At 68.5% G+C, this 16,690-nt stretch carries 18 protein-coding genes; 4 read left to right on the top strand and 14 right to left on the bottom strand.

Annotated features, from left to right (window positions below; translation table 11 throughout):
- Nucleotides 1-5 precede the first annotated feature (5 nt).
- The 7 genes from LWW96_RS07205 to mnmG all read right to left on the bottom strand — a co-directional run bounded on the left by LWW96_RS07205 (nucleotide 6) and on the right by mnmG (nucleotide 7,353).
- Entirely contained in the window at nucleotides 6-1,367 is a 1,362-nt protein-coding gene (locus tag LWW96_RS07205) for a hypothetical protein (RefSeq protein WP_291485451.1), read from the bottom strand.
- A gap of 238 nt (nucleotides 1,368-1,605) precedes the next feature.
- Nucleotides 1,606-2,589, bottom strand: a complete 984-nt coding sequence (locus LWW96_RS07200; protein WP_291485450.1) for a ParB/RepB/Spo0J family partition protein — start codon at nucleotides 2,587-2,589, stop codon at nucleotides 1,606-1,608.
- 22 nt (nucleotides 2,590-2,611) lie between these two features.
- Nucleotides 2,612-3,151, bottom strand: coding sequence for an alpha/beta fold hydrolase (locus LWW96_RS07195; protein ID WP_291485449.1), 540 nt, complete (start codon nucleotides 3,149-3,151; stop codon nucleotides 2,612-2,614).
- Nucleotides 3,152-3,184: 33 nt separating this feature from the next.
- A complete protein-coding gene (locus LWW96_RS07190; protein WP_291485448.1) occupies nucleotides 3,185-3,997 on the bottom strand; it encodes an AAA family ATPase in 813 nt (270 codons plus the stop codon).
- Between the two features lie 23 nt (nucleotides 3,998-4,020).
- Nucleotides 4,021-4,635: a LysE family transporter gene (locus LWW96_RS07185; RefSeq protein ID WP_291485447.1), complete on the bottom strand. Its 615-nt coding sequence runs from the start codon at nucleotides 4,633-4,635 to the stop codon at nucleotides 4,021-4,023.
- A 67-nt stretch (nucleotides 4,636-4,702) separates the two neighbouring features.
- Nucleotides 4,703-5,383 (bottom strand): 16S rRNA (guanine(527)-N(7))-methyltransferase RsmG, encoded by a 681-nt coding sequence (gene rsmG / locus LWW96_RS07180; protein ID WP_291485446.1) that lies wholly within the window; start codon nucleotides 5,381-5,383, stop codon nucleotides 4,703-4,705.
- Nucleotides 5,380-7,353 carry a tRNA uridine-5-carboxymethylaminomethyl(34) synthesis enzyme MnmG gene (gene mnmG / locus LWW96_RS07175; RefSeq protein WP_291485445.1) on the bottom strand — a complete coding sequence of 658 codons (1,974 nt, stop codon included), beginning with the start codon at nucleotides 7,351-7,353 and terminating at the stop codon, nucleotides 5,380-5,382. The genes rsmG and mnmG overlap by 4 nt, the downstream gene beginning before the upstream one ends.
- A gap of 174 nt (nucleotides 7,354-7,527) precedes the next feature.
- Here mnmG and LWW96_RS07170 point away from each other — a divergent pair, with 174 nt between their 5' ends.
- The 4 genes from LWW96_RS07170 (at nucleotide 7,528) to LWW96_RS07155 (ending at nucleotide 10,419) form a co-directional block, all read left to right on the top strand.
- The gene (locus tag LWW96_RS07170; protein ID WP_291485444.1) at nucleotides 7,528-8,130 is read left to right on the top strand and encodes an NAD(P)H-dependent oxidoreductase; all 603 of its coding nucleotides are present in this window, start codon (nucleotides 7,528-7,530) and stop codon (nucleotides 8,128-8,130) included.
- Between the two features lie 134 nt (nucleotides 8,131-8,264).
- Entirely contained in the window at nucleotides 8,265-9,248 is a 984-nt protein-coding gene (locus tag LWW96_RS07165) for a hypothetical protein (protein ID WP_291485443.1), read from the top strand.
- A gap of 110 nt (nucleotides 9,249-9,358) precedes the next feature.
- Nucleotides 9,359-10,132, top strand: coding sequence for a thioredoxin domain-containing protein (locus LWW96_RS07160; RefSeq protein ID WP_291485442.1), 774 nt, complete (start codon nucleotides 9,359-9,361; stop codon nucleotides 10,130-10,132).
- Nucleotides 10,132-10,419, top strand: a complete 288-nt coding sequence (locus LWW96_RS07155) for a YkgJ family cysteine cluster protein (RefSeq protein WP_291485441.1) — start codon at nucleotides 10,132-10,134, stop codon at nucleotides 10,417-10,419. Before LWW96_RS07160 ends, LWW96_RS07155 begins: the two co-directional genes overlap by 1 nt.
- 51 nt (nucleotides 10,420-10,470) lie before the next feature.
- On the opposite strand, the gene LWW96_RS07150 is transcribed toward LWW96_RS07155, so the two are convergent.
- The 7 genes from LWW96_RS07150 to LWW96_RS07120 all read right to left on the bottom strand — a co-directional run.
- Nucleotides 10,471-11,772, bottom strand: coding sequence for a cytochrome P450 (locus LWW96_RS07150; RefSeq protein ID WP_291485440.1), 1,302 nt, complete (start codon nucleotides 11,770-11,772; stop codon nucleotides 10,471-10,473).
- An 8-nt stretch (nucleotides 11,773-11,780) separates the two neighbouring features.
- The gene (locus LWW96_RS07145; RefSeq protein WP_291485439.1) at nucleotides 11,781-12,572 is read right to left on the bottom strand and encodes an SDR family NAD(P)-dependent oxidoreductase; all 792 of its coding nucleotides are present in this window, start codon (nucleotides 12,570-12,572) and stop codon (nucleotides 11,781-11,783) included.
- Nucleotides 12,572-12,793, bottom strand: coding sequence for an acyl carrier protein (locus LWW96_RS07140; protein ID WP_291485438.1), 222 nt, complete (start codon nucleotides 12,791-12,793; stop codon nucleotides 12,572-12,574). The genes LWW96_RS07145 and LWW96_RS07140 overlap by 1 nt, the downstream gene beginning before the upstream one ends.
- Before the next feature lie 20 nt (nucleotides 12,794-12,813).
- On the bottom strand, nucleotides 12,814-14,538 hold the full coding sequence (locus LWW96_RS07135; RefSeq protein WP_291485437.1) for an AMP-binding protein: 1,725 nt from the start codon (nucleotides 14,536-14,538) through the stop codon (nucleotides 12,814-12,816).
- Entirely contained in the window at nucleotides 14,531-15,151 is a 621-nt protein-coding gene (locus LWW96_RS07130; RefSeq protein WP_291485436.1) for a GNAT family protein, read from the bottom strand. Before LWW96_RS07130 ends, LWW96_RS07135 begins: the two co-directional genes overlap by 8 nt.
- Before the next feature lie 75 nt (nucleotides 15,152-15,226).
- The gene (locus LWW96_RS07125; RefSeq protein ID WP_291485435.1) at nucleotides 15,227-16,048 is read right to left on the bottom strand and encodes a SapC family protein; all 822 of its coding nucleotides are present in this window, start codon (nucleotides 16,046-16,048) and stop codon (nucleotides 15,227-15,229) included.
- A 198-nt stretch (nucleotides 16,049-16,246) separates the two neighbouring features.
- A partial coding sequence (locus tag LWW96_RS07120) for an IPTL-CTERM sorting domain-containing protein (RefSeq protein ID WP_291485434.1) occupies nucleotides 16,247-16,690 on the bottom strand: 444 nt, incomplete at its 5' end.

Below are 16,690 nucleotides of genomic sequence, written 5' to 3'. Positions count from 1 at the left end.
CCCCCTCAGCGGCCAAAAATGCCGCGCAACAGGTTCACCGGGTTGACCACGCTGCCGGGGTCCGCGCCGCCTTCACCCGCAGGCGGCTGGCCTGCGGGCGCCGAGCCGCCGCCCATGCCGCTCGTATACGCCCCGCCGGCCGCTGCGCCCGGCGCTGCCGAGCCCATGCCGCCGCGTGCGCCCTGCGCCATTTCCTCGCCCAGCATCGCCATGGTGTGCGACTTCACGCGCACACGCACGGACCACTCAGGCTCCCACGCGGCCTTGGGGTCGGCGGGGCGCGGCGGGTGCACGATGGTGCTCTCGCCGCCATAGGCCATCATGCGCAGCATGGGCGTGGCGTCGCGCCCGCCGCCGGCAAAGATGCCCTGCGGGATCGCGCACTGCGTAGTTTCGGGCGACAGCAGCACGCGCTCCTTGAGCCAGCGGTCGATGGTGGCGGGCGCCAAGTAGTCGAACAGGCCCATGCCGGTGTCCGGTGTCTCGGCGCTGGACCACATCACCAGGTCGTCCCCGTTCTGCGACAGGGCGTGCAGGTAGTAGGCTCGCGCATTGCGCACGGGCTGCCAGCTCGTGCCCATGCTGTCCTGCGGCTTGCCGGTGGTGCGCAGGTCGATGGCAGGCATCAGGTCCTGCGCCGCGCCCAGCGTGAATTTCATGGACGCGGGGATGCCCTCCCCGCGCACCTGGTGCTCGCCCACCACCGAGCTGTCCCGCGACAGGTTCACCTGGTTGCGCTCGTTGGGGTACAGCGCATAGGCCGGCCCCACGCGCGGGCCGCGGTCGGGCACGGCCCGGCCGGCAAAGGCCTGGGCGTAGTCCGTGGGCTTGGCGCGTGCCAGGTCGATCACCCGGGGCTGGCCTGCGCGCACGGTGCTGCCGCAGCCCCAGTACAGCAGGATGCGGCCCTTGGGCTGGTGCTGCTGGTACTCCTGCGGCACCTCGCCCGGTTCCGTCTGCGTGGGCTGCGCGCGGGGCGGCACCAGCGGCAGGGACTCGCCCATGCGCATGCCGGGCGGAATGGCCTGGCTGGCCTCCACGCCCGGGCGCAGGCTGTTGTGCAGGGCGATGTCGATGACGCGCGGCGGCATGACCGACATGGCGCGCGCGTTGCCATACGCCGTGTTGCCGCTGCCCGCCCCCCTGCCCAGCGCGCCGCCGCCCATGCCCCCCATGAGGCCGCCGAGCATGCCGCCGCCGGGCAGGCTGTCCATCTCGGGCATGCCCGCCATGGTGCCGGTGGACAGGTCCATCCACAGCTGGACCTTGGGGGCTTTGGTGTTCTGGGCCTGGGCGCCCAGGCTGGCGAGGCCCAGGCCCGCAGCCAGTAAAGCCAGGCACACGGGGGACAAGCGCGAAGGGGTCATGGGTCTGCTCCAGGAGATGCGGGGATCACCCGGCAAACCAACGTGGGCCGCAGGGCGGCACCGTCGCCGCCCTGGGGTGAGGCCTTGCGGTCAACCCGGGTGTGTTGAACGCAGCGCAGTGTAGGCCCCGCGCGAACGCATTTTGCCCGCCCAAGTTACGGCTGGAAACCGTTTCCGTGCGCTATTTCACGCCGCCCAGCGCGGCGACAAGAACCGCGCCGCCGGAGAAGACCCCCCTTCAGCCGCGCAGGCGATCGATGAGGCCGTTCAACGCTTCGAGCGAGCCGAACTGGATGGCCAGCTCGCCCATGTCCTCCACCCGGCCGTTGCGCTTGACGCGCTTTTTCACGCGCACCTCGACCTCGGCCATGAGCAGGTCGGACAGCTCTTCTTCCACGCGCTTCAGGTCGCGCGACTTTTCCTTTTGGGGCTTTTGCGGCACCAGGCTGAACTCGGCGCTGAGCTTCTTCACCAGCGCCTCGGCCTCGCGCACCGACAGCTTCTTGGCCGCGATCTGGTTGCCCGCCGTGATCTGCGCGGCGCGGTCCAGCGCCAAGAGCGCGCGCGCGTGGCCCATGTCGATGTCGCCAGCCATGAGCATGGTCTGCACCGGATCGGCCAGGTTCAAGAGGCGCAGCAGGTTGCTGGCGGCGCTGCGCGAGCGGCCCACGGCCTGCGCGGCCTGCTCGTGCGTGAGGCCGAATTCGCGCACCAGGCGCTGCAGGCCCTGGGCTTCTTCCAGCGGGTTGAGGTCTTCGCGCTGGATGTTCTCGATGAGCGCCATGGCGGCGGCGGACTCGTTGGGCACGTCGCGCACCAGCACCGGCACCTCGGCCAGGCCGGCCAGGCGCGAAGCGCGAAAGCGCCGCTCGCCCGCGATGATTTCGTACAACGGCCCTGTTGCGCTGAGGGCGCCCATCGCAGGGGAGGGCCCCTGCGATGCTCGTTCTTGTCGGCGCAGCCGAGCTTGTTCGTCGTCGAGACGGCGAACAAGTATCGGCTGCATGATGCCTTGGGCCTTGATGGATTCGGCCAGCTCGTACAGCGCGCCCTCGTCCATGCGCGTGCGCGGCTGGTACACGCCGGGCACCAGCGCGGAGAGCGGCAAGGTGCTGGGCAGGCCGGCTTCAGCGGCCTGGGCCTGCTCCACTTTGTCTTCGACCTTGGGGCCGAGCAGCGCTTCGAGGCCGCGGCCGAGGCCCTTGGGTTTTTTGGTGACCATGGTGTTGTCGTTTTCTCTCACGTCAGATGTTGAACTCGGTGCGCAGCCAGGCCCGCCCCTCTTCCCAGTCGCCCAGCCCGGATTCGGCATTGATATGCCCGCGCTCGCCGTAGTCGACGAACCGCGCGCCCCAGGCGTCGCCCAGGGACCGCACGCGGTCAAAGCTGCAGTACGGGTCATTGCGGCTCCCCACGAGTACGGCGGGGAACGGCAGGGGCTGGCGGGCGATGGGCGCCCAGCCCGGGATCACTTCGGCCAGGTCGGGCCGCTCCACGTCGCCCGGCGCCACCAGCAGCGCGCCGCGCACCTTGGCGGCGTGGCGGGTGTGCGCCGCCCACCAGGCGGTGAGGATGCAGCCCAGGCTGTGCGCGGCCAGCACCACGGGGCCGTCGGCGTCGGCCACGGTTTCCTCCAGGCGGGCCGACCAGTCGCCGCGCAGGGGGCGCATCCAGTCGTGTTGCTCCACGCGCTGGTCGCCGTGCAGTGCCTCCCAGCGGCTTTGCCAGTGGCCGGGGCCGGAGTTCTGCCAGCCGGGCAGCAGCAGGATCTGAACAGGCTTCATGCTATGAAATAAATAGCTGCTTGCGCTTATCCATCAAGCGCTGGAGGCCATTTTTGCCATGGATGTTGCGGCGGCGGGCATGGTCTGCACGCGCTGCACCATCTCGTGCGCAAATTCGACAAACGACTGGCTGCCCTTGGCGCTGGGGTCGAACACCACGCCGGGCAGGCCGTAGCTGGGCGCTTCGGCCAGGCGCACGTTGCGCGGGATCACGGTGTTGAACACCTTGTCGCCGAAGTGGCCCTTGAGCTGGTCGCTCACCTGCTGCTGCAGCGTGATGCGCGGGTCGAACATCACGCGCAGCAAGCCGATGATCTGCAGGTCGGGGTTGAGGTTGGCATGCACCTGCTTGATGGTGTTGACCAGGTCCGTGAGCCCTTCCAGCGCGAAGTACTCGCACTGCATGGGCACGATCACGCCGTGCGCGCTGCACAGGCCGTTGAGGGTGAGCATGCTGAGGGACGGCGGGCAGTCGATGAGCACGAAGTCGAAGTCACCATCGGCCTCCGCCAGCGCGGCCTTCAGGCGCTTCTCGCGGTGCTCCAGCGTCACCAGCTCCACCTCGGCCCCAGCCAGCTCGCGGTTGGCGCCCAGCACCCAGTAGCCGCATTTGTCGGACAGCACGGCCGCCTCCTTCACCGAGGCGGATTCGAGCAGCACGTCGTACACCGTGAGGTCGAGGCTGCGCTTGTCCACGCCCGAGCCCATGGTGGCGTTGCCCTGCGGGTCCAGGTCCACCATCAGCACGCGCTGGCCGATCTTGGCCAGGCCGGCGGCGAGGTTGACGGTGGTGGTGGTCTTGCCGACCCCGCCCTTCTGGTTGGCAACGCAAAAGATCTTGGCCATGTGGTTTCAGCGCTCGGTGGGGTTTATTTGGAAAGGGCCAGCTTGATGCCGAAGCCAACCAGGAACACACCGGCCAGCTTCTCCAGGGTGCGGCCGATGCGCGGGTTGGCGCGCATGCGCTCGGCCAGATGGTGGGTGAGCAGCACCACCGTGAGGCCATAGGCAAAGGTCAGCACGGCAATGGTGGCGGCCATCACGCCAAAGGTGACGAGACCCTGGTGGCGGGCGGGATCCACGAACAACGGGAAGAAAGCCATGTAGAACACGATGGCCTTGGGGTTGAGCAGCGTGATGAGCCCGGCCTGCCGGAAATAATGCCGCGGCTGGATGTTCAGGATGGGCTTGGCGCCGGGCTTGGCCGTGAGCATCTTGAAACCCAGCCAAGCCAGGTAGGCTGCGCCCAGCCACTGCACGGCGTTGAAGGCTGCCGGATAGGTTGCCAGCAGTGCCGCCACGCCGGCCACGGCCGCCCACATGAGCACCTGGTCGCCGGCAATCACGCCCATGGTGGCGGCCATCCCGCCGCGCACGCCGCCCTTGCTGGTGGAGGTGATGAGCGCCAGATTGCCGGGGCCGGGAATGGCCAGGAACAACACGATGGCGGCGACGAACGCGCCGTAGTCTGCAATGCCGAACATGAACCCCCCGGGCAGTGGACGGGCGGCGCTGCACCGCAACGCCCGCCCAAGAAACGAGAGGCCGAGTTTACGCGACCGGTCGCATCCAGACGATGCAGCGCTCGGCCTCCAGGCCCGGAACCACCAGCGGTTCCACGTGAAACATTGTCACCCCGGGCGGCAACGCCGCGATTTCGTCGTCGGGCCGCTTGCCCTTCATGGCCAGCCACACGCCATGGGGCACGGCCAGGGCGCTGCGCGACCAGGCCACGAAGTCCGGCAACGAGGCAAACGCCCGGCAGCTGATGACGTCAAACGGACCCGCCAGCGTCTCTACACGGGCATGCACGCCGTGCAGGTTGGGAAGTTTCAACGCCACCGCCGCCTGCTGGATGAACGCCGCCTTCTTGCCCACGGTGTCCACGCAGCTCACATCGACGTCCGGACAGCAGACGGCAAACACCACGCCAGGCAGACCGCCCCCGGAGCCCACGTCCAGCAGCTTGACCGGTGCGGCGCCCCCCTCCCCCACCCGCGCCGCCTGCCTGCGCAGCGGCGCCACCGCGGCCAGACTGTCGAGCAGGTGGTGGGTCAGCATCTCCTGCGGGTCACGCACGGCCGTGAGGTTGTAGACCTTGTTCCACTTTTGCAGCAGGGACAAAAAGTCCATCAGCCGGTCCACCTGGGCTGCGCTCAGGTTCAGCCCGAGGGCCTGGACGCCAGCCTCCAGCTGCGCTCGCAGGGTGTCGTGGTTGGGTGCAGTGCTCATGCCGTTTCGCCCTCCGCCTTGGCGGGCATTGCGGCAAACTCCTTGAACCCGCCCTTCTTCAAGTGCACCATCAGCAGCGAGATCGACGCCGGTGTGATACCCGTGATGCGCGAGGCATGGCCCAGGGTTTCGGGCCGGTGGCGGTTGAGCACCTGTCGGGCCTCGATGCTCAGCGCCGTCACCTGCATGTAGTCCAGGTCGGGCGGCAGGCGCAGCTTCTCGAAGTGAGCGGCGCGTTCTACTTCGCCCTTTTGCCGGTCGATGTAGCCGGCGTATTTGGCGGCAATCTCCACCTGCTCCAGCACGGGTTCGGTCAATTCGCCCAGCGTTTCACGTGAAACATCCGCGGTGGCGTACTTGCCACCGTCCAGGCTCATCAGGCTGGCGTAGCTCACGTTCGGCCGGCGCAGCAGTTCAAACAGGTTGTATTCGTGCTCGATGCTCTTGCCCAGCACGCGCTCGGACTCGGCCGCAGGCAGGTTGCGCGGATTCACCCAGGTGGCCTTGAGGCGCTCTGTTTCACGTGAAACAGCATCGCGCTTGCGGCTGAAAGCATCCCAGCGGACGTCGTCCACCAAGCCCATCTTGCGACCCACTTCCGTGAGGCGCATGTCGGCGTTGTCCTCGCGCAGCTGCAGGCGGAACTCGGCGCGGCTGGTGAACATGCGGTAGGGCTCGGTCACGCCCTTGGTGATCAGGTCATCCACCAGCACACCCAGGTAGGCCTCGTCCCGGCCAGGCAGCCAAGGGGCCTCGCCCCGGCATTGCAGCGCGGCGTTGATGCCCGCAAACAAACCCTGGGCTGCTGCCTCTTCGTAGCCGGTGGTGCCGTTGATCTGGCCGGCAAAGAACAGGCCCTGGATCTGGCGGGTTTCAAAACTGCTCTTGAGCGAGCGCGGGTCGAAGTAGTCGTACTCGATGGCGTAGCCCGGGCGCAGGATGTGGGCGTTCTCCAGCCCGGGCATGCTGCGGACCAGGGCGTATTGGATGTCGAACGGCAGGCTGGTGCTGATGCCGTTGGGGTAGACCTCGTGCGTGGTCAGCCCTTCCGGCTCCAGGAAGATCTGGTGGCTGTCCTTGTCGGCAAAGCGGTTGATCTTGTCTTCCACGCTGGGGCAGTAGCGCGGGCCCACGCCTTCGATCTTGCCGGTGAACATGGGGCTGCGGTCAAAGCCGCTGCGGATGATCTCGTGCGTGCGCTCGTTGGTGTGGGTGATCCAGCACGGCACCTGCTTCGGGTGCATCTGCGCATGGCCCAGGAAGCTGAACACGGGCACCGTGCCCTCGTTCACGCCGCCGGGCATGCCATCACCGGGTTGTTCGGTGCACTTCGAGAAGTCGATACTGCGCCCATCGATGCGCGGCGGCGTGCCGGTCTTCAGGCGCCCCTGCGGCAGCTTCAGCTCCTTCAGGCGGGCCGAGAGCGACACCGCCGGCGGGTCCCCTGCCCGACCTGCCGCGTAGTTGTTCAGCCCCACATGAATCTTGCCGTCCAGGAAGGTGCCGGCCGTGAGCACCACCGTGCGCGAGCGGAAGCGGATGCCCACCTGCGTGACGGCACCCACCACGCGGTCGCCCTCCACCATCAGGTCGTCCACCGCCTGCTGGAACAGCCACAGGTTGGGCTGGTTCTCCAGCATGCGGCGAATGGCGGCCTTGTACAGAATGCGGTCGGCCTGCGCCCGCGTGGCGCGCACGGCCGGGCCCTTGGAGCTGTTGAGGATGCGGAACTGGATGCCGCCCTCGTCCGTGGCCAAGGCCATGGCACCGCCCAGCGCGTCCACCTCCTTCACCAGGTGGCCCTTGCCGATGCCGCCGATGCTGGGGTTGCAGCTCATCTGCCCCAGGGTCTCGATGTTGTGGGTGAGCAGCAGCGTGCGGCTGCCCATGCGCGCAGCGGCTAGCGCGGCCTCGGTGCCGGCATGGCCACCGCCAACCACGATCACATCAAATTCCTGGGGGTACAACATGAAAACGCTCCGGGGCCCTCGCGGCCCATTGGTGAAAAGCCCGCTGAGCGGGCAACCCGCAATTTTCCCACTTTGCACGCCTTGCGGGTTTTGCCATGACGGCAACCCCGTTGTTCCACGTGAAACAGGCTTGCAGGATTCCTGTGGTGCGGCCATGGTCCAATCGTGGGCACCATGCCTCACACCGCCCCTTCCCTCCTCGTTTTCGCCGGCAGCACCCGCCAGCAGTCGTTCAACCGCAAACTGGCCCACGCCACGGCCGCCATCGCGCGCGACGCGGGTGCCGCTGTCACGCTGCTGGAGCTGTCGGATTTCAACATCCCGCTGTACAACGCCGACCTCGAAGCCCAGGGCACGCCGGCCGACGTGATCCGCCTCAAGGAAATTCTGTGGCGCCACCCGGGCTGGGTGATCTGCTCGCCCGAATACAACGGCAGCTACACGGCCCTGCTCAAGAACACCATCGACTGGGCCTCCAGCCCCGTCAAAGGCCATCCCGACTGGGAAGATGGCGGGAAGTCGTTCCGCGGCAAGGTGGTGGGCATGCTCAGCGCATCGCCAGGCGCGCTGGGCGGCCTGCGGTCGCAAAGCCATCTGGCGCCCCTGCTGATCAACGCGGAGTGCTGGCTCGCACCCAAGGCGTTTGCACTCGGCCTGGCCGGCAACGCGTTCAACGACAGCGGCGCCCTGGTGCAGCAAGCCCACCGCGACCGCGTACGTGCCGTGGTGGACCAGGTGCTCTGGGCCAGCCAGCGGCTGGCACCGCCCGCCGCCTAGCCCGGCATTTTTTGCCCGGCAACTGCAGGCCATCGCCTTGGTCATAAATTTGTTGCGTGCGAACAAGTCCTCGCTAGCATGGTTTTGCGCGGCCGGAGGGACCGCGTTCTCTACAAAACCAACCACAACACACCATGCAACGAAAATTTGGGATCGCGCTCCTCGCAGCGCTGGGGGGCGCGTCGCACGCCTTCGCTGAAACGGGTTCTCTCACCATCGACACCAGCTTTGGCAGCGTCTCAGCGGCGCTGGCGTCCGGGGCCATGGCAGTGCCGGCCGCGTCCTGGACCACCTTGCTGGCGGCTGCCCTTTTCATCCTGCTGGCCACGCGCAAGCGCTTGCTGCGGCTTCGCAGCACCACGCCGCTGATGACGGCCGCGCTTCTCGCCACCACGGTGGCAGCCCTGCACTGGTACGGAGACGCACAGGCTGTGGGGCCACTCCACCTGACGCCCCCCACCCTCTTTGCCAGCAGCGGTTCGCAACAAACACTGCAGCTGGACAACCAGACAGGCCAGCCCATCCATATCCAGGACATCCGCACCCAAGGCCGCTTCACACAGACCAACAGCTGCGGCAGCCTCCTGGGCAGCGGCGCCCACTGCGCCATCACCGTGGCCTACCAGCCCGGCATTTGCCAGACCTGCGACAGCAGCGCCTGCATCAACGGCGCCTGTCAGGGCCCCACCTGCTCAGACCAGCAACGCAACGGCACCGAGACCGATGTGGACTGCGGCGGCACCTGTGGCGCGTGTGGGGACGGCAAAACCTGCTCCGTGGGCACCGACTGCCAAAGCAACGTCTGCGGCGCCGGTGGCGTCTGCCAGCCCGCCGCCTGCAATGACCAGGTCAAGAATGGCAGCGAAACCGATACCGACTGTGGCGGCGTCTGTGGCGCCTGTGCAGCGGGCAAGACCTGTTCATCAGGCACCGACTGCCAAAGCAACGTCTGCGGCGCGGGCGTCTGCCAGCCAGCCAGCTGCACCGATCAGGTCAAGAACGGCACCGAAACCGATACCGACTGCGGCGGCACCTGCGGAGCCTGTAACGCGGGCAATGCGTGCCTCGTCTCCGCTGACTGCGTGAGCGGCACCTGCAACAGCGGCATTTGCCAGTAGTCCCGCGCAGAGGTGCCGCCGCCAAGCCCGGCGGTGGCGGCACCTGCCACAGCGCACAATACGGCCGGCCCGCTCCACCCGCTTCCCTTCGCCCTTTCCTTCACACGTCCATGCCTTCCCTCTTCCTCCGCAACACCGCACTGGCCTGCTCGCTGGTGATGGCCGGCTTGGCCGGCACCGCGCACGCCGAACCCCTGTCCCGCGAACAAGGCGCGGCCATCCTCCAGGAACTGCGGGCCATCCGCCAGCTGCTGGAACAACAACAGCAGCCCAGGGCGGCCGCTGCCGCGCCCGCTGCGCCGGTGGCAGCCCCCACCACCGTGCGGGTGGACTTGTCCCAGGAAGGCCACACGCTGGGCGCGGCCACCGCCCCGCTCACGCTGGTGATGTTCACCGACCACGAATGCCCGTTCTGCAAGCGCTTCCTGCAGGAATCCCTGTCGCGCCTGCGACAGGACTACATCGATACGGGCAAGCTCCGCCTCATCCTGCGCGACCTTCCGCTGGACATCCACCCCAACGCCCAGCGGGCGGCCGAGGTCGCCCGCTGCGCTGGCGAACAGGGCAAGCACTGGCCGCTGCTGGAGGCCTTCGGCTCCGTGTCGGAACCGCTGGCACCCCCGGTCATGGCGCGCCTGGTGCAGGCGGCCGGGCTGGACAGCAGCCGCATTGACGCCTGCGTAGCCGAAGGCCGCTACACGGCCAAGATCAAGGCCTCGGCGGCCGAGGCCCGGCGGCTGGGATTCAACGGCACCCCCACGTTCGTGCTGGGTGCCACGGCGCCCGGCACGTTGGATGGGGAAAAAATGGTGGGCGTACAGCCCTACGAGTCCCTCAAGCGCCGGCTCGACGAACAACTGGCCAAGGCAAAGTCCAAATCCTGATGCCCTGCACCGGGGCACCCCGTGCCACGCCTGCCTGCCGCCCGGGATGCGGCGCCTGCTGCACCGCCCCCTCCATCAGCTCGCCCATCCCGGGCATGCCGCAGGGCAAGCCGGCGGGGGTGCGCTGCATCCAGCTGGGGGACGACGCGCGCTGCCGCATCTTCGGGCAGCCCGAGCGCCCGGCCGTGTGCGCGGAACTCATGCCGTCGGTGGAGATGTGCGGGCCCGACACCGCGCACGCCATGCACTACCTGGCGCGGTTGGAGCAGCTGACGCAGCCCGGCTGACCACCGCCGGCGCGGGCTGAGGCCTGGCGGAACGCCGCCCGGCATGGCCCTTTATGGCAAATGTGCCTCTGGCGCGACCGTGCTGCGCGGCGCAACGCGCACACGGTGCCCGCCCTTGCGGCGCATTTGCCCCACCCATTCGTACGCCAGCGCCTCTTGCGAGGAGGCGGTGCATTGAAGCTCGTGCACCAGCACCCCCAGCACGACGCTGAGCTCCAGCAGCGCGAAATCCCGGCCGCCACAGACGCGCGGCCCCCAGATGAAGCTGGAATGGGTGCCGCTGCCGGCCCCGATGCCCTCGCGCATGGCGGCGTCGATATCGGGCACCCACGGGTCGGTGCGCGCCAGGCCTTTGTGGTTCACCCCCACCAGGGACACGATCACCACGTCCCCCGGCTGCGCCGCCATGTCCGAGAGCTGGTCCGCCCCCTTGGCCACGCGAGTCACGAACGGCAACGGCGGATACAGCCGCAGCAGTTCGGCGATGAAGTACTTCAGCTCGGGGCACGAGGCCAGGGCTTCGGCCAGCGCCGGGCCCTGCGGGTGCGCGGCATACACCGCATCCACCGCGCGCTGCAGGCGCGCCTGGACCTCGGGGTACTGGGCCAGCAGGTGCAGCGCCCAGCCCACGGAATAGGCGGCCGTGTCCGTCCCGGCGCCAAACAGCATGACCAGCTCTTTTTCAAACTGGAAATCCGCGCCTTCCACCAGCTCGGCGTCCAGCAATTTCTTCAGCAGGGGCGCCGGCTGGGGCAGCCCCCGCAGGGATTGCAGCGCGGCAAAGGTCTCTTTTCTCAGCGCCAGGATCTCGCGCAGATGCTCGCGCGGGTACCCGCCCCGCTCCTTGCCAGGCGCCTTGAACGCAAACGCCGAGGCCAGTTCAATCAGCCGGGACGCATTGCCGTGCGGCATGGGCACGTCCTGCAGCGCCACCTCCAAAAACATCTGCGTGAAGATGGACAGCATGCTCTCGTGGATCACACCCTCGTCGAGCACCGCGCGCCCGCTGGAGGCCGCCAGATGCCGGGCCATGTTCTGGGCGTGCTGCAAGCTCACCGCGCAGCCACGGGCATGGTCGTACTTGCTGAAGAAGGGCTGGGACAGGTCCCAGCGAAACTTCCACGCCTCGCCCTCCTCCGTGAGGCGCGAGTTGCCGGCCACCTGCACGAACCAGTGCAGGTTCTTCGGGTAGTTGGCCAGGTTGCGGCGCATGATGCGGTCCGCATCGACCCAGTCCTGGACCACCAGCACCCGCCGCCCGTCGGATTCGATCACGGAATTGCGCCCGGGGGCGCTGCGCGCCTGCTCGTACAGGTAGGTGCAGCAGTCGGACGCGGTGTTCATGTGCTTCATGGGCTCTCCTAGGGCGCTTTGGGCGGGGCGGCTGCGGCCCCCTGGCGCAGTTCGGCCAGCGGCCGCGCGCCGAAATCCGGGCTTTCCAGCAGGTCGAGTGCTTTGCGGGCCGCCTGCGCGGCAGGCATCAGCCGCTTTGACGCGTGCAGAAAGCGAAACCGCGCCGCGTCGGGAAACTGCGCCTCGGCCGTGTCGCGCATCTGCTGCTGCATGCCCGTGTCCACCACGCCCGGCGCCAGGGCGCAGACCTTGGCGCCAAACGGTTTGCGGGCTTCTTCCAGGGCCAGGCACAGCGTGAACTGGTCCACGCCTGCCTTGGCAGCGCTGTACAGCGCCATGGAGGCCATGGGCGCGCGCGCCAGGCCGGACGAGATGTTGAGAACCTTGCGCGGCACCGGCCATGCCTCGGTGCTGCGCAGGAACTGCGCCGTCAGCTGCAGGGGCGTATGCAGGTTCACGCGCAGCACGTCGTCGATGTCGTCCGCGGCGCTTTCGGACACGGGGGCAATCCTGGCGGGCAGCAGCGCGGCGTTGTTGACCAGGCACACCTCGCGCCAGCGCGCCGGCTGCCCGGCAAGCCACTGCGCCAGACGGCGCGCCACTGCCGCGCCATAGCGCAGGTCCACCGGCCATTGCTCCAGCGCCGCGCCCTGCGCATCGGCGCGCGCCTGCAGGGCCGGACTGACCTGCCGGGACAGCGCCAGCACCCGCGTTCCCGGCTGCTCCAGCAGCAAGGCGGCCAGCGCCTCGCCAAAACCCCGGGAGGTGCCGGTGACGATGTACAGCGCAGGCCGTTCCATCAGTCCAGGAGCTTTGCCAGATCGCCCACCGTCCTCACGTGCATCAGATCCATGGGATCGATCGTGCGGCCGGTTTCTGATTCGATCGAGACCAGAATCATTTCAAACGTCAGGCTGTCGATGTTCTTCAATTGCGCGATCCCGTCCTCCGGGCGGATGGACTCCGCAGGGATCAGCAGGCTCTCGGCAATCAGCCGTTGTATTGTGTCGAAGTGGGTCATGGTTTCCTTGTCCTTCATCATCAGCTGGGAAAAATGGGGCGGTGCGCAATGCGGCCGCCCAGGAACCGGGCGCGGGTGGGGCCGCGGGCCTTCTTGCCGGACGACGTCCGCTCAATGGTCCCGTTGGCCACCACGCAAGGCTGCACGGCCGCGCCACAGGCGGCCACCAGCGCCGCCACCAAATGGCCGTGGTGCTCCGCGCCCTGCACACGGGCCGCGGCCTTCTCCTGCACCAGCAGCACCAGTTCCGCCCCGGGGCCTTCCTTTTGCAGCAGCATCAGGTCGTCGGTGTCGGCCCCCAGGACTTGCGCAGCCACCCGCTCCAGGTCCAGGGGCCAGAGGTTTCTCCCGCGGACGATGACCAGGTCTGCGCCGCGCCCCACGACGAACCATTCGCCATCGGCGGCCCTGAAGCCCAGGTCGCCGGTCTCGATGCCCCGCGACCGGTCCACCGCCTCCAGGCGCCCGTGTTCCAGCAAGCCCGACATTTGCGCCTCGCCCTTCACCACGATGCCCCCCACCCGCAGGGGCGGCAGCGGCCGGCCCTGCGCATCCACCACGGTCACGGTCCAGCCCGGCAGCGCCTTGCCGCAGCTCACCAGCGCACGCGCCGCGGGCTCGGCTGCGTCCACCTCCCGCACCGCGCCGTCATCGCCGATGGCAAAGTGCCGCTGCAGCCGGTCGAACGGCGCATCGCACATCGTCACGGCCAGGGTAGCTTCCGCCAGTCCATAGCTGGGCTTGAACGCATTCCTGTCGAACCCGTGGGGGGCCAGGGCGCGGCCAAATTCCTGCAGCTGGGCGGCGTGGACCTGGTCGCCGCCCACGCCCGCGATCCGCAGCGCGTGCAGCCGGGGCACCGGCGCTCCCGGCGGCAGCCGCCGGGCCGCCAACGCGTAGGCAAAGCCGGGCGCATAGGTGATCGTGCTGCCCTGCCGCTCCATCAGGGCCAGCCACACATGGGGACGCCGCACGAAGGAAGACGGCGCCAGGTAATCCACGCTCACCTGGCCGCAGATCGGCGCCAGCAGCAGGCCCACCAAGCCCATGTCGTGGTAGTACGGGAGCCACGAAAACGCCCGGTCCTGCGGCACCACGCGCAGGCCGTGGCGCAGGATGTCATCCACATTGGCCATCAAGGCCCGGTGCGCAATCGCAATGCCCTTGGGCTGGGCCGTCGAACCCGAGGAAAACTGCACATACGCCACGTCCGACGGCTCGGGCGTACCACCGGCCCGCCAGGCCGCAGCGCAGGTGGCCTCGTCGCCGCCCAGGTGGGCCGTTGCTTCGTAGTCCAGCCCCGCCAGCCCGGACAGGCCTGTCTGCAGCGAGGCCAACAGTTGCCGGGGGCCGATCAGCAGCTCAATGCCGGCCGCGGCCTGCAGGTTGGCCAGGGCCTGCTGGTAGCGGCTGGCGCCCTGCAACGAGGCGGGCAGCGGCAGCGGGCAGGGAACCCACCCCAGCAGCTGGCACGCACAGAAATGCACGATGAAGTCCGGCCCCGTCTGCGCCAGCAGCCCGATCCGGGTGCCCCGCTGGGCGGCAATGCCCGTGCGCATCCAGACCGCCACCGCGCAGGCGCGGCGCCACAGCTCGCCATACCCCATGCGGGCGCTCAACTGCCCCTGGCCGTCGAAGTAGCTGAATCCCTGCTCCGGGAACGCCGTGGCCGCATACCGCAAGGCCTGCGGCAGCGACGAAAAGCCGCCCATGCGCCGCTCGGCGCGCACTGCCGCGTCAGCCATGGTGGGGCGGCGTCTTCTTGGGGCGCAGGGCCTCGTCCTTGAAGCAGGCGACGGCAAGAACGTCGAGCCGCTTGCCGTCCCGGCCCATGCACTCCTGGCGCAGCAGCCCTTCGCTGACGAAATGGTCGTTGTCCATCAACGCAAACAGCACGCGGCGGTTGCTCACCAGGATGCGGCCGGAGATCTTGTCGATGGCGGCCTTGGCAAACATTTCGTCGAACAGCGGTCCGGCCGTCTCCCACAAGATGGCGCGCCCCAGCCCGGACCGCGGCTCCATCCCCAGCGTCAGCGTGGCCAGCCGGTGGGCCGGGTTGACGCTGAAGTTGTAAAACCCCCGCAGCTGGCCGCTGTCCCGGGCAAAGGCACCGATCAGAAAATTGTCCAGGTTGTTGAAGCTCGCGACAAACGCCCGCAGCCCTTCCACCGAGAAATGCAGCGCCGGCAGGTTCAGGCCCTGCAGCATCAGGGGGTCGTCGAACCACGCCGCAAACTCCGGCGTCACATCAGCGGCCGTGATGCTGCGCAGCACGTACTGGGCAGTTTCCACATGGACCAGCACGCCACGGGGGGCCGGGAGGCCGGGAGGCCGGAGGGAAAAGCTGAAACCACTCATCGTCGTGCCGTCCAGAACAGAAGGTTGGCGGGGGTGCGGTGCCGTGCCACAAGGCACAGGAAGCCGCGGCAAAGGCTATGCATGGTGCAGCGCAGGCCCCGCGACGGCCGGGCCTTGTTGTTGCTGCTGCTCCATGCGATGGTGCAGGGCCAGCAGCTGCTGCCAGTTGTGGGCAAGCGACCAGTGGTGCACCGCCACCAGCGCCGCCCAGCCGTTGCGCACCCATTGCGCCAGCGTGGCCTCCGGGAGGCGGTGGAACGCCTCGGCATCCACCGTGCGGAATCCACCGAGTTCATAGAACCGGCCGGGCGAGAGTTCGATGCGCGCCTGCCTGTCCACCAGCAGCCGCTCGCGGGTGAGCGCGGCCATGAACTGCGCCGTCGCGAATTCATCCTGCAGGCACTGCAGGCAGAACTGCACGATCTCGTTCAGTGCCGCGTTGGGCTGCCCGCGAAAGTCAAACAAGGGCCGCGCGGCGCTGTCGTCCTGCAACGGCACCACGTATCCCGCCTGCGGGTCGAACCACAGGTGGGCCTGCTGCACCCCTTCATCCACCCGCGCCCAGAACGGATACCGGCGCAGGTAGCCGGGCACATACACGCCGGGCTCCCAGGCGCCGTGCGCGTCCACGAAGAGATTGCGCCCCTCCACCACCGCCGTGATCGCCACTGGAATGCTGCCCGGGCCCTCGGGGCCGAACACGATCGGATAGTGTCTGCTGGCCCACGGAAACTCGCTCACCCCCAGCGGCACGGCATTGGCCTTGGCCGCGGCCGTGAAGTTCTGGCCCGTGCGCACGCCATGGCCCAGATACCGCTGCGGGTCCAGCGGCTGCAGCTCCCGGTAAAACAGGGGCAGCGGGGGCGGCGTCGAAGCCTGGGTGGACGAAGTTTGCATACGCTTTTCGCAAATAGAAAGTGCCCCCGTTCGGAGGGCGGACCGGAAAACATCGACCCCGTCATCGCCAGCGTTGTGCGCTTGGCGCACTGCCACGGCCCCCGGCAGCGCGAGGGTGCTGCCGGCTGCACCGCACCCGCCCCAACGCTGACGCAGGCATTGCGCCACCAAGGCGGGGCCGGTCCACAGGCCAGCCGCTCAGGCCCGCAGCACGCGCCGCCGCATCCCGGCCATCGCCGCCAGCATCAGCCCCACCAGGGCCACCAGCCCGCCCTCGCCCAGCGTGGGCACGGGCGTGGCGTTGCCGTTGGGGCCATTGCCTCCGTTGCCGTTGCCCCCATTGCCATTGCCATTGCCGCCGCCACCGTTCAGGGTCAGCGTATTGGTGATCGTGATGGTCTGCGAGCCCGCCCCGGGCATGGCCCCGCTGGGCTGCACGTACACCGGGGCGCCCCAGGTGGCACCCGTCACGCCCGGCAGTGCGCCCTGGCTCACGGTGCACACGCTGCCCGCCGCCACGGTGATGGGCGCGGCCGTGCCCGTGTTGTTGGTCACGGTGATGGTGCCGCTGAACTGGTAGCTGGGCGTGGTGCAGTTCAGCGTGAAGGGGATGCTGCCGCTGTAGGCCGCCGCTCCCCCGGC

Origin of the sequence: Acidovorax sp., assembly GCF_021287135.1 — a bacterium.
Taxonomy (GTDB): Bacteria; Pseudomonadota; Gammaproteobacteria; order Burkholderiales; family Burkholderiaceae_C; genus Acidovorax.
Note: the sequence above shows the minus strand (reverse complement) of the source record. Positions and strands in the feature narration are given on the sequence as shown.

Coding starts and splice junctions, on each gene's coding strand:
- LWW96_RS07205 (WP_291485451.1), bottom strand. CDS start 1,367: ATGACCCCTTCGCGCTTGTCCCCCGTGTGCCTGGCTTTACTGGCTGCG.
- LWW96_RS07200 (WP_291485450.1), bottom strand. CDS start 2,589: ATGGTCACCAAAAAACCCAAGGGCCTCGGCCGCGGCCTCGAAGCGCTG.
- LWW96_RS07195 (WP_291485449.1), bottom strand. CDS start 3,151: ATGAAGCCTGTTCAGATCCTGCTGCTGCCCGGCTGGCAGAACTCCGGC.
- LWW96_RS07190 (WP_291485448.1), bottom strand. CDS start 3,997: ATGGCCAAGATCTTTTGCGTTGCCAACCAGAAGGGCGGGGTCGGCAAG.
- LWW96_RS07185 (WP_291485447.1), bottom strand. CDS start 4,635: ATGTTCGGCATTGCAGACTACGGCGCGTTCGTCGCCGCCATCGTGTTG.
- rsmG (WP_291485446.1), bottom strand. CDS start 5,383: ATGAGCACTGCACCCAACCACGACACCCTGCGAGCGCAGCTGGAGGCT.
- mnmG (WP_291485445.1), bottom strand. CDS start 7,353: ATGTTGTACCCCCAGGAATTTGATGTGATCGTGGTTGGCGGTGGCCAT.
- LWW96_RS07170 (WP_291485444.1), top strand. CDS start 7,528: ATGCCTCACACCGCCCCTTCCCTCCTCGTTTTCGCCGGCAGCACCCGC.
- LWW96_RS07165 (WP_291485443.1), top strand. CDS start 8,265: ATGCAACGAAAATTTGGGATCGCGCTCCTCGCAGCGCTGGGGGGCGCG.
- LWW96_RS07160 (WP_291485442.1), top strand. CDS start 9,359: ATGCCTTCCCTCTTCCTCCGCAACACCGCACTGGCCTGCTCGCTGGTG.
- LWW96_RS07155 (WP_291485441.1), top strand. CDS start 10,132: ATGCCCTGCACCGGGGCACCCCGTGCCACGCCTGCCTGCCGCCCGGGA.
- LWW96_RS07150 (WP_291485440.1), bottom strand. CDS start 11,772: ATGAAGCACATGAACACCGCGTCCGACTGCTGCACCTACCTGTACGAG.
- LWW96_RS07145 (WP_291485439.1), bottom strand. CDS start 12,572: ATGGAACGGCCTGCGCTGTACATCGTCACCGGCACCTCCCGGGGTTTT.
- LWW96_RS07140 (WP_291485438.1), bottom strand. CDS start 12,793: ATGACCCACTTCGACACAATACAACGGCTGATTGCCGAGAGCCTGCTG.
- LWW96_RS07135 (WP_291485437.1), bottom strand. CDS start 14,538: ATGGCTGACGCGGCAGTGCGCGCCGAGCGGCGCATGGGCGGCTTTTCG.
- LWW96_RS07130 (WP_291485436.1), bottom strand. CDS start 15,151: ATGAGTGGTTTCAGCTTTTCCCTCCGGCCTCCCGGCCTCCCGGCCCCC.
- LWW96_RS07125 (WP_291485435.1), bottom strand. CDS start 16,048: ATGCAAACTTCGTCCACCCAGGCTTCGACGCCGCCCCCGCTGCCCCTG.